Below are 11,903 nucleotides of genomic sequence, written 5' to 3' on the forward strand. Positions count from 1 at the left end.
CTGAATGTGATTGTAAATGTAAACCAATAATAGTTTTGCCACGAGAGTGTAATTTTTCCCAAGCAACTTTTACTTTTTCCTCTATCTCTAGTGCAGGTTGAAACAAAGAACAAAAATATTCTTTAAAGGGCGCATAATAGCGAGTGTGATATAAAAATTCTCCATGAATATCTACATTTTTCAAAATTTCTGTATTACCGAGAATAAATTCATTATTATTCTCTGAAACTTCAGGTAAATCTTCAGAAATCTCTAGGTCTTGATGCCCAAATAATTCTTGCCCTATCCATTTTGGAGTCTCTACTAATAAGGAATTTTCTTGAGCATATATTTTCAAGAAACTATACTGAAAAATTTGATTACCAAATCCACCATTTTTGCCAAGAGTAGACATACTAATTACTTGTTTTCTCACATAAAAAGCATCTCCCCAAGAAGGGTGAAAAGGTGTTGCCTCCGCTATTTTACCAAAACCATTATCTGCTAAAAACTCATCAATTTTTTCTGCCAAAGCACAACCTTCATAGAGTTCTTCATAATTAACCTTAGTGTAAACTGCATCTATATATGTAAGTAAATTAGTTGCGCCTTGTAATGCCAAAAGTTCTGCCCCTTGAATATCTAGATTGAGAATATTAAAATCTCCTGGTGTTAGTCCTAATTCTGGTAGCAAAGTATCAAGAGTTTTTGACTCAACAGTTAGTTGATGTGTTTCTTTAATATTTGGATAAATATTTCGATAAAATTTCAAAGGCAAAATGGAACTACTCTTTCCCATAGAATTAACATATAATTTGACTTTTCCATTTTGATTACTAATGGCATAATTAACAGCTTGCACATCAACAGATTCTTCAGCAATATTTATTTTTAGCCTTTCAAATACTGTGGGGTTAGCTTCTATGAACAGAATTTTTGAGATATTTAACGCTTGATAAGTTTTAATATCTTTACCCTCATAAGCACCTACATGAATAATGCCTCTAGGAAAAATTTGGTTTTGAGAACAAAGGTTCTTTAAATCTAATTTCATGACTACTAATACTTAAATAATTTCAGTTCAGGAAAAAATAAATAGGTTCCTCTGCCACTATTGAAGAAAGCAGAAGGCAGAAAGCAGAAGGCAAAAAACAGAAGGAAAAATTGTATGCAGATAGTCTTCGACAAGCCACTTCGTGTCTACAAATTTCAAACAATTTTAAGCACTATGTAGATGGTGGGGTATTATACCATTTATCAAAAACTTTTCTACGTTTTCTTGAGTAGGGGAGTAGGGGAGTAGGGGAGTGGGGGAGAAGTAAACATAAGAACAATTAATATTAAATTAACTCAAATTAGCAAAAAGTGATTTAAATTGTTTTAATTACTTAATAACTGAAGAGCTGCACAAGTACAGCATTACTTTTGGGAATTGGTATTAAGCTCGCAAAAGAAAAGATAAAATCAATCTTTAACCAAAAATAGAACTATTTCCTAACTAAAGCAGTAAAACAGAGGTCTTTTCAGTTATCAGTTATCAGTTATCAGTTATCAGTTATCAGTACATCTGCAATAAGCAGGCTTGAAATCAGGAATATTCTCTTTTTTTATCCCCTGAAAAAGAGAAGCTTTAGACCACAAAATTTCGGTAAAATTAAGCCAATTTTTTGAGTTTATATTCTTTAGACATAGCATTTTCATTTGAGATGTAAAACAAGAATTAGTTATTTACTATAGCACTACAAAAATTGGGCGCGGACATTTTTCAATCCTAAAACCCTTTTACAGTTCCCTATTCCCTATTCCCTATTCCCTATTCCCTATTCCCTAGCGCTATATTGTCTGATATTTGTTTGATAAATAATCTTTGAATTTGCAACATACTTTAGCTTAATATAGTCAAGTTATAAAAAAACTTATACTTAACTTAACTGTGAATATAGTAGAAAAACACCAAAAAGCCACAGAATATTTGGCCCAAGGTAAAATTGATAGAGCGATCGCTCTGTGTCATCAAATTATAGAGGTAAAACCAGATTTTATTCCAGCTTATCAGACTGTGGGAAATGCTTTAGAAACTCAAGGTAATTTCAAAGCAGCAATTAATTGGTGTATTAAGGCATTACAAATTCAGCCAAATTTAGCTGAATTATACAAAATGATTGGTAATTTATACTCTCAACAAAAGCAATGGGATGAGGCGATCGCCAGTTACCAAAAAGCTATAAAATTACAACCAAATTTAACAGAAGTGTATGAACATTTGGGGGATATTTTTCAGCAGCGTTATCGGACTAATTTAAAAGCAGCATTGACTCATTATCGTCAAGCAATAGATTACTATCCTCAGAATGAAAGTAATTACCATAAATTCTTAGAGATTCAACCCTATCATCCAGAAATATGCCGTCGTTTAGCTAATATCTTATTTGAAAGAGATAAATTAGGCTCTGCAATTATTTTTTATCAAATTGCTCTAATAACTGAACCAGAAAATTCCGAAATTCATTTTAATTTAGGCAAAATATTGACAAAGCAAGGCGATATTGAGCAAGCAATTTATGAATATCAATTTGCCTTAGAAGTAGAGAAAAATAATCCAGAAATTTATCTAAACTTAGGAATAGTTCTCGCAAGAAAAGAAAGATGGTCAGAAGCGATCGCCTCTTACCGTCGTACTATTGAAATTAATCCTAACTCAGATTTAGCTTACAACTATTTAGGAGAAGCTTTAACAAAAGTAGGGGAATTAGAAGAAGCAATTTATGTTTTTGAGCAAGCAATAAATCTCAATTCCACCTCACCTTTATTTCATAAAAATTTAGGAGATGCTTTAGCAAGACAGGGAAAAATAGATGAAGCAAGTGTCGCTTATAGTCGTTTTATTGAATTAGAAGGAAGAAGTAAGAAGGAAGAAGGAAGAGGGGAAAATACTGCTTTGTCTGAATTTTAAGCTGAAGAAGAAAGAAAGAAGAAGAAAGAGGGAAAAATATTGCTTTGTCTGCATTTTACTTTTTATTGAATTAGAAGGAAGAAGGAAGAAGGAAGAAGGAAGAGGGAAGAGGGGAAAATACTGCTTTATCTGAATTTTAAGCTGAAGAAGAAAGAAAGAAGAAGAAAGAGGGAAAAATATTGCTTTGTCTGAATTTTAAGCTGAAGAAGAAAGAAGGAAGAAGAAAGAAGGAAGAAGGAAAAGGGAAGAGGGAAGAGGGGAAAATACTGCTTTATCTGAATTTTAAGCTGAAGAAGAAAGAAAGAAGAAGAAAGAGGGAAAAATATTGCTTTGTCTGAATTTTAAGCTGAAGAAGAAAGAAGGAAGAAGAAAGAAGGAAGAAGGAAAAGGGAAAAATATTACTTTGTCTGAATTTTACTTTGTCATAGCAAGAATATTTACAACTCTATATTTTTGGTTAACTAATTCTAGCAAGATGTATGAAATTTCAAAGGATACAATTTTTCTCAGCGTGACAATAAATTGACCCCACTCCCCTACTCCCCTACTCCCCTACTCCCCTACTCCCTACTCCCCTACTCCCCCACTACCCTATTTCCTATTTTCTTGATAATATTTTTGTGCAGTTTGCATCCAAGCTTTAATCTGAGATTCTAGCCATTTTTTTTCATCATTTAACTGATTAATTTTCATTTCTAAAACCGAATTTTTTTTCTCAATATTTTTAACCCAGTCCCTATATTCATCCACTTCAAATTTTAGGCGAGAATTTGCTTGTAAAATTTTTTGTATTCTAGTCCCTAACTCCTGCACGGAAATACTTAATTTTCCCGACTTGCTCCGCCAATTTTCCAGCAACTCGCATAACTTAAATGCCTCATCAAAATTTCCCTTTTCCAGATGATGATAAATTCGATAAAAACTCACCCATTTAACAGTTCGAGATAACACTTCACTTTCCCAATCATTTAATTCTGGGTCTGATAAATTTAAACTATCAATTAAATCGCTAGAAATTTGTAAATGTTCTTTCACCTGATAAAAATCATCAAAACTATGAGTTTTATTTCCTTCATGCCATCGATAATATCCCAAGATTTCTTTGACAAAATATAAATCAGCAACCAAAGCAATTCTCAACCATAATTCTAAATCCGCAGCATAAGCATAATTCTCGTTAAATTTCCCGCCAACTTTCTCTAAAACTTGTCTTCTCATTAATACAAACGGGCAACAAATAGGATTAGCTTCTCCCAAAATATTCGTCACCCATTCCTTGCCATTTACTAACTTATCCTTAGGATAATTTGCCCAATTCCAATTGAGATGATTATTATTAGCGTCAACCACCATAACAGATGAAGTAACTAAACCTATATTTTGGTATTTATCCAAAATTTTTACCTTTTGCTCTAAATTTTTTGGCAACATCACATCATCCTGAGCAAAGATAGTAATATATTCACCATCAGCATTTTCTAAACACTGATTCCAATTAGTAAAAAGTCCTAAGTTTTTGGAATTTTTCAAGTATCTAATTCTATTATCTTTCTGGAGATAATTTTTAATAATTTCTGGAGTATTATCGTTGGAACAATCATCAGAAATAATTAACTCAAAATCTGTAAATGTCTGTTGAAGGATACTATCTATTGCTTGAGTCAGAAATTCTCCAGAATTATAAGTAGGTAAACAAACGGTAACTTGAGGACAATGATTTATAAGCATTTAATCTAATATTAATTTTGAAGTAATACTAATACCGTTTCACGGAAGTCAAAAGTAAAAAATCAAAAGTCAAAACTAAGATTTTATAGAGCTACAAAACTTTGATGGTACAGTAATTTTAGGAAATTATTTAACATTTAAAGTTTGAAACTATTTGTGACATTTTTAAAGTGAATTGGCATAAGTTCGGTTTATATAACTCTACGCGCTAGGGAATAAGGAATAGGGAACAGGAAATAGTGAAATGTACAAGGTTTTTTCTTGCAGAAACGCTATTTCAAGCCTCTGCTTTAATAGGAGGTACTAATAACTGATAACTGAAATGACAGTGGAGTATTAAACCCACTACAGAAAAGATAATAAAAGTGATTGAAAAACCTTATTTTGATGTCTGTCAAACTCAAAATCAAGCCTTATATTTGTCACTAATAAATTAAAATAGTTACCAATATAGAAAAAATAGATAATAAATATTTCAAATTAATTTGATGAAACCATGTATTCTAATTCCTAAATTAAGTACTTAAGCAAAATTAATCATGCATTAACTTCTCACTATGCCAGAGTTAGAGATGAAATTATATACAAATAATTTGGCATGGGCACTTATTATTATTCCTGAATTATAAATTATCACAATTTAGAGCCAACTTTTTTCAATTGCCATGAAATATTTTGAGTTAGGGCAAATTAGAGTGTGACTAAGTTATTTTAATTATTCTTGTTCCTGCTGATAAGTGGAAACGTAAACTTACAAATATAGCAACTGTCATTAAGTAGGCACAGAAAATTAATTTCCTATTTTTGTCATCAAAATATATCCTTAGATAAAAGGAAGCAAAATGCTGATTTATATGAGATTCATGTTGAGAATTAAATATGGAGACTAAAAAACCTTTAGAAAGAATAAGTTTCCAAAGTAAATTTCCTCAAGTGAGAGACAGCAGCTCTATGTATGATGTAAAAATTAACTCAATTACGAAATACATCAGGGAGTAATTGACAGTAAAATTGTCATAAATTTTTGAAATAAGTTTAGTCAATATTTACCTAAATTCTTGCTCTGTAGTTATGGATAGAGCTTCCATCTATACGAGGGATAAAATGAGCGATAAATTATCAGAATGGAAAGAAAAAAAATTAGAGATATTTTGGTGTCCAACTTACTTACCCAAGCACAACTTAATCGAAATTCTTTGTAAATTTATTAACTATGAGTGAATTAAAGTTGATGAAACTTGAAAACTGTCCAAGCTTTCTTAAGTATCTCAAAAAAGTGCTAGACAAAGATTGTCAAAAATATGTAATTAATTTTGTGTAGGTACTTACTACTCTTGAGTTATGGAATATCTGTGTGTGTACCACTCCGTAGGAGAAACAACGGAATATGAATAATTAATCTTTTTCCTTTTCTCCTAGATAACTAAATGCCTTTTTCCTTTTTACTTCTGCTATAAAAGCAATACTGTTGATTAAATTTAACTGTGTAGGATTAAGTAGATGAATAAATTTAACTGATTTTATGTACTGAGTTCTGATTGATAAATAAATTTCCAGGTTAGTACAATCAACTCTTTTAATAAACAAGTAAACTCTATAGCTAACTCAGGTAGTCAATTTTTCTCCTCCACAAAAATAAAAAACTGCACCTATACTTAAATGGAATAGTAGAAACAACGGAATATCAATAATTAACCTTCTTCCTTCTCTGCTAGATAACTAATATCATCTCCAGATAATTAGTGATAAAAAAACTTTCTCTTTTTCCCCCTCTTTATTCTTTCTTCTTCTTTTTTATTTTTTTATTCTTGCTTCTTTCTTCCCTCCTGAGGACTGACTCCTCCATCATTATTCTGATTAGTAAATAAATTTCCCGGTTAGTACAATAAACTCTTGTAATAAGCAAGTAGACTCTATAGTTAACTCAGGTAGTCAATTTTTCTCCTCCACAGAAATAAAAAACTGCACCTATACTTAAATGGAATAGTAGAAACAACGGAATATCAATAATTAACCTTCTTCCTTCTCTGCTAGATAACTAATATCATCTCCAGATAATTAGTGATAAAAAAACTTTCTCTTTTTCCTCCTCTTTATTCTTTCTTCTTCTTTTTTATTTTTTTATTCTTGCTTCTTTCTTCCCTCCTGAGGACTGACTCCTCCATCATTATTCTGATTAGTAAATAAATTTCCCGGTTAGTACAATAAACTCTTGTAATAAGCAAGTAGACTCTATAGTTAACTCAGGTAGTCAATTTTTCTCCTCCACAGAAATAAAAAACTGCACCTGTACTTAAATGGAATCTGTTCCAATAAAAACTAATATATATAGATAAATAGGCAAAATATGCGTATTTCTAAAACAGCAGTCTTAACCCTTGCTGCTCTCAGTTCCCAAAATTTAACTGCTGAAGCAAAAGCTCATCCTAATATTAATTCCTACCCTCAGATAAACACACAAGAAACTAGCAATTTTACTGACTCTAATAATATTAGTATTTTCCCATCTACTAAATTAATTAGTCCTCCAGAAATTTTACTTAGTCAAGCTCCTAGCACTCCTAAAATTATAGCTGCTTTATCAACTCCGGATATACATCAAATGCGAGAGGTTTTAAATGAGAGTTGGCTGGGAAAAATAGCAGAATTTACTGCTAAAAATAATTCTCAATTCCAGCAGGTTACCTCTCAAATTGCTTTACAAACAGATGGAGAAGATGAAGCTAGTCTCAACCTCAATCCTACCATCACTATATTGAATACTTTATTATTAGTTGCAACTTTATTTCCCCCTGTAACTATTATCTTTTTTTGGTTAGTCAGAAGGCTGATAATTAAAGAATTGATTGGTGAGGTTAATCAGCGGTTAAAAAAGATCGGTGAATTAGAATTAAATTTGAATCAATCTCAAACATTAGTTACAGAACTAGAAAGTCATATAGTAGCTGCCAAAAAATCTATTGAATTGATTAATCAAGAAGCGAAAATTTCAAAATCTTCCGTTGAACAAATAGAAACTTTGAAGTCTCAGTTTTTGATGCAGCTACAAGTGATTATTTCTGAGACTCAAGAAGCAAAACATCAGGCCATTCAAGAAATTAATTCCTCTGTAAATGCAGAAACTAAATCTCTTGAAAATACTCATAAATCAAAATATTCTGATCGACAAACTACTACGGTTGCTGATGATTATTTGAAACAAGGGGAAAAACTTTTTTCTGAAGGTAAGTATAATCAAGCTTTAGCAATTTTTGAAAAAGCTATTTCTCTGAATTATGATTTAAGTGAAGCTTGGTTTAGTCGCGGTAATATCTTTGTAAAATTACAGCGCTATGCTGAAGCATTGACTTCTTATGACAAAGCTCTTTCTCTTGATTCTGATAAATTTCAATATTGGTTTAATCGTGGCAATGTTTTGGTGAGAATGCAAAGTTATGCTGAGGCATTAGCTTCTTATGATAAAGCTCTTTCTTTTCAGCCAGATCATGTAAATATTTGGCTAAATAAAGGTATTTTACTCAGGAAGTTACAACGATATAATGAAGCACTTATTGCTTATGAACAAGCTCTTTTAGTTCAGCCTAAAAATGTTGATGTTTTACATAACTTAGGCGCTCTACTTGGAAAACTACAGCGCGATGAAGAGGCACTCTCTGCTTTTGATAGTGCATTAAAAATTCAACCAAATAAATATGAAGTTTGGTATAATCGAGGCAATTTGTTAGGAAAATTACAATCTTTTGCTGAAGCAATTGATTCTTATAATCGAGCATTAGAAATTAAGCCAGAAAAATATGAAATTTGGTACAACAAGGGGGCTTTATTATGGCAATTAGAAAGATATGAGGAAGCAGTTAATTCCTACGATAGAGCAATTAAGTTGATGCCAGATGATTATGAAGTTTGGCATAATCGAGGGGTGGCTTTAAATTCTTTAGAAAGATATGAAGAAGCAGTTACTTCTTTTGAACAGGCCATTAAAGTTAAGCCCCAATGTTATCAAGCATTTATGGGTAAAGCAGAAGCATTATTGAAGTTGGAAAAGTATGAGGAAGTTCTTAGTTGTTGTAATTATGCTATTTCTATTCAAGATAATGGTTATGAAGCTTGGGTAAAAAAAGGTATTGTTTTAGAAAAACTCAAACGTTATCAAGAAGCTTTGGTTTGTTACGAGGGCGCTCTTGCTATTAATCCAGATGATTCAGAATCTCAGCATAAACGTAATATATTAATGTCAGAGTTACAAGGGGAAAAAGTTTTAATTGGAAAAAATCAACCATTATCACAAGGCAATTTAGATTTAAGTGATCGTCAAGATAAAGAACTTAGTAATAGCAAGAAAGTTCATCCTCTTGCTCTACTAAATGGCAAAAAAGTTAAGACCGATAACTAGATTATTATTTTATAGTAGAAGGAAGAAGAAAGAAGGAAAAATGGCGTTGCTGAGTGGTAATGATTTTTAGATTAAGTATCAACACAATACATAAGTTTTTCAATTTTACCGAAAAATTGTGGGTATGCGCCTCCCTTTTTAAGGGGATAAAAAAAATATTCCATATTTAAAGCCTCCTTATTCCAGAGGTACTGATAACTGATAACTGAAATTACCTTCAGCTACTTACCATTACATTTGAGCAACTGCTAGACAAGGATTTGGCCACGGATATACGGATGATTAATCTGCATTCTGTGAAGCTCAAAAAAAACGGCAAGGCTTTTCCCCTTGAATCGCCAAAAAGCGAGTGTGTAATTCCGAGGTCTCCTCGGAATGAAAGACACACTCAAGACAAATCATGATAGTATGTAATCATTGGGTTTAACTTGCCCCTACGCATGACTTTTTATTCAACGCAAAAACAGCATATCGTCACTGAATATATATAGAAGAGATACTCACACCATCAAAACAGAGAAAAATTATCATTCTGTGAAACTCTACGAACAGAAGTAACCATCGGAAAAAATTTCTACCATTAACAGATAAATATAGGTCAACACATCAATATAGGCGTTGCTGAGGGGCGGGATGAAACTTTTGGCAAAAGGTAAATCCCATGGGCGTGTTTTTTATACGGACTGTGTTCGAGAGCCTAAAATTCATCCCGCACTCCATGCAATACCATACATTTACTCATGTAGAAGCGATGTAGCTGCTGCACTTGCTCCGCCAACGCTATATTCACAAACAAAGAAAAATCCTCATTTTGTGAAGCTCAAAAAAAACGGCAAGGATTTTCCTCTTGCATCCCCAATAAAATCGTGATACAATTTAATCATTGGGAGTCACTCGCCCCTACGCATGACTTTTTATTCAACGCAAAAACAGCATTTCGCCACTGAATACATATAGAAGGGAAACTCACACCATCAAAGCAGAGAAAATTATCATCTTGTGAAGCACTAGGGAAAGAAGTGGCGACACCGAAAAATTTTCACCCCATCAACACATCTATATATTTACTCATGTAGAAGCGATGTAGCTGCCGCACTTGCTGTGCCAACGCTATTATTCACAAACCAAAGAAAAATTATCATTTTGTGAAGCTCAAAAAAAACGGCAAGGTATTTCCCCTTGCATCCCCAAAAAGCGAGTGTGTAATTCCGAGGTCTCCTCGGAATGAAAGACACACATCTGACAAATCGTGATATGATTTAACCATTGGGAGCTACTCGCACCTACGCATGACTTTTTATTCAACACAAAAACAGCATTTCGTTACTGAATACATATAGAGGGGAAACTCACACCATCAAAGCAGAGAAAATTATCACTTTGTGAAGCACTAGGAAAAGAAGTGGCGACACCGAAAATTTTTCACCCCCATCAACACATCTATATATTTACTCATGTAGAAGCGATGTAGCTACCGCACTTGCTGTGCCAACGCTATATTCACAAACCAAAGAAAAATCATCATCCTGTGAAGCTCAAAAAAAACGGCAAGGATTTTCCTCTTGCATCCCCAAAAAAATCGTGATATGATTTTACCGTTGGGAGTTGCTCGCCCCTACGCATGACTTTTTATTCAACACAAAAACAGCATTTCGTTACTGAATACATATAGAAGGAATACTCACACCATCAAAGTAGAGAAAGTTATCATCCTGTGAAGCACTCAGGTCAAGAAGTAACGATTGCCAAATTTGCCCGCCCCATCAACAGTATCGATATTATTCATGTAGAAGCGATCGCTATATTCACAACCAAAGAAAAATTATCATTTTGTGAAGCTCAAAAAAAACGGCAAGGTATTTCCTCTTGCATCCCCAAAAAAATAATGATACAATTTAACCGTTGGGGGTTGTTCGCCCCTATACATGACTTTTTATTCAACCCAAAAACAGCATTTCGTTACTGAATATATAGAAGAGATACTCACACCATCAAAGCAGAGAAAAATTATCATCCTGTGAAGCACTGAGAAAAGAAGTGGCGACACCGAAAAATTTTCACCCCATCAACACATCCATATATTCACTCATGTAGAAGCGATGCAGCTACCGCACTTGCTCCGCCAACCCTACGCTCAACAACTCAAAAGTCAAAACTCATCCATGAGTGAGTTTGAGTGTTGATAATTGCCCTAACCTATTTACCTAGTGCTATATATTCACAAACCCAGAAAATCCTCATTTTGTGAAGCTACTAAAAAAACGGCAAGGATTTTCCCCTTGCATCGCCAAAAAAATCATGATACGATTTAACCATTGGGTGTCGCTCGCCCCTACGCATGACTTTTTATTCAACCCAAAAACAGCATTTCGTCACTGAATACATATAGAAGGGATACTCAGACACCAAAGCAGAGAAAAGTTATCATCCTGTGAAGCACTACGAAAAGAAGTGGCGACACCGAAAAACTTTCACCCCATCAATACATCTATATATTCACTCATGTAGAAGCGATCGCTATATTCACAAACAAAGAAAAATTATCATCCTGTGAAGCTCTAAAAAAAACGGCAAGGATTTTCCTCTTGCATCCCCAAAAAAATCGTGATAGTATGTAATTATTGGGCTGCATTCGCCCCTACGCATGACTTTTTATTCAACCCAAAAACAGCATTTCGTCACTGAATACATATAGAAGGGATACTCAGACACCAAAGCAGAGAAAATTATCATCCTGTGAAGCTTCAAAAAATGGCAAGGTATTTCCCCTTGCATCCCTAAAAAAATCGTGATAGTATGTAATCATTGGGTGTAACTAGCCCCTACGCATGACTTTTTATTCAACCATTG

8 protein-coding genes are annotated in these 11,903 nt (G+C 33.3%); 6 read left to right on the plus strand and 2 right to left on the minus strand.

The window, feature by feature from the left end; all coding sequences use genetic code 11:
- The coding region (locus SAGCYANO_RS31585) for an FkbM family methyltransferase (RefSeq protein WP_202223694.1) at positions 1–1,033 on the minus strand (1,033 nt) is incomplete at its 3' end.
- Between the two features lie 879 nt (positions 1,034–1,912).
- On the opposite strand from SAGCYANO_RS31585, the gene SAGCYANO_RS31590 reads away from it, so the two are divergent.
- The 3 genes from SAGCYANO_RS31590 to SAGCYANO_RS31600 all read left to right on the plus strand — a co-directional run bounded on the left by SAGCYANO_RS31590 (position 1,913) and on the right by SAGCYANO_RS31600 (position 3,458).
- Positions 1,913–2,932 (plus strand): tetratricopeptide repeat protein, encoded by a 1,020-nt coding sequence (locus tag SAGCYANO_RS31590; protein ID WP_202223695.1) that lies wholly within the window; start codon positions 1,913–1,915, stop codon positions 2,930–2,932.
- 179 nt (positions 2,933–3,111) lie between these two features.
- Positions 3,112–3,270, plus strand: a complete 159-nt coding sequence (locus SAGCYANO_RS31595; RefSeq protein WP_202223696.1) for a hypothetical protein — start codon at positions 3,112–3,114, stop codon at positions 3,268–3,270.
- Positions 3,258–3,458: a hypothetical protein gene (locus SAGCYANO_RS31600; RefSeq protein ID WP_202223697.1), complete on the plus strand. Its 201-nt coding sequence runs from the start codon at positions 3,258–3,260 to the stop codon at positions 3,456–3,458. The genes SAGCYANO_RS31595 and SAGCYANO_RS31600 overlap by 13 nt, the downstream gene beginning before the upstream one ends.
- A 65-nt stretch (positions 3,459–3,523) precedes the next feature.
- On the opposite strand, the gene SAGCYANO_RS31605 is transcribed toward SAGCYANO_RS31600, so the two are convergent.
- The gene (locus SAGCYANO_RS31605) at positions 3,524–4,660 is read right to left on the minus strand and encodes a glycosyltransferase (protein ID WP_202223698.1); all 1,137 of its coding nucleotides are present in this window, start codon (positions 4,658–4,660) and stop codon (positions 3,524–3,526) included.
- A gap of 1,044 nt (positions 4,661–5,704) precedes the next feature.
- Between SAGCYANO_RS31605 and SAGCYANO_RS50825 the strand changes: the two genes are divergently transcribed.
- From SAGCYANO_RS50825 to SAGCYANO_RS31620, 3 genes are all read left to right on the plus strand, one after another.
- The gene (locus SAGCYANO_RS50825; protein WP_375340029.1) at positions 5,705–5,881 is read left to right on the plus strand and encodes a transposase; all 177 of its coding nucleotides are present in this window, start codon (positions 5,705–5,707) and stop codon (positions 5,879–5,881) included.
- A 1,126-nt stretch (positions 5,882–7,007) separates the two neighbouring features.
- The gene (locus SAGCYANO_RS31615; protein ID WP_202223700.1) at positions 7,008–9,053 is read left to right on the plus strand and encodes a tetratricopeptide repeat protein; all 2,046 of its coding nucleotides are present in this window, start codon (positions 7,008–7,010) and stop codon (positions 9,051–9,053) included.
- Between the two features lie 1,714 nt (positions 9,054–10,767).
- The gene (locus SAGCYANO_RS31620) at positions 10,768–11,019 is read left to right on the plus strand and encodes a hypothetical protein (protein ID WP_202223701.1); all 252 of its coding nucleotides are present in this window, start codon (positions 10,768–10,770) and stop codon (positions 11,017–11,019) included.
- Positions 11,020–11,903 lie beyond the last annotated feature (884 nt).

Origin of the sequence: Okeania sp. KiyG1, assembly GCF_014132355.1 — a bacterium.
GTDB lineage: Bacteria > Cyanobacteriota > Cyanobacteriia > Cyanobacteriales > Microcoleaceae > Okeania.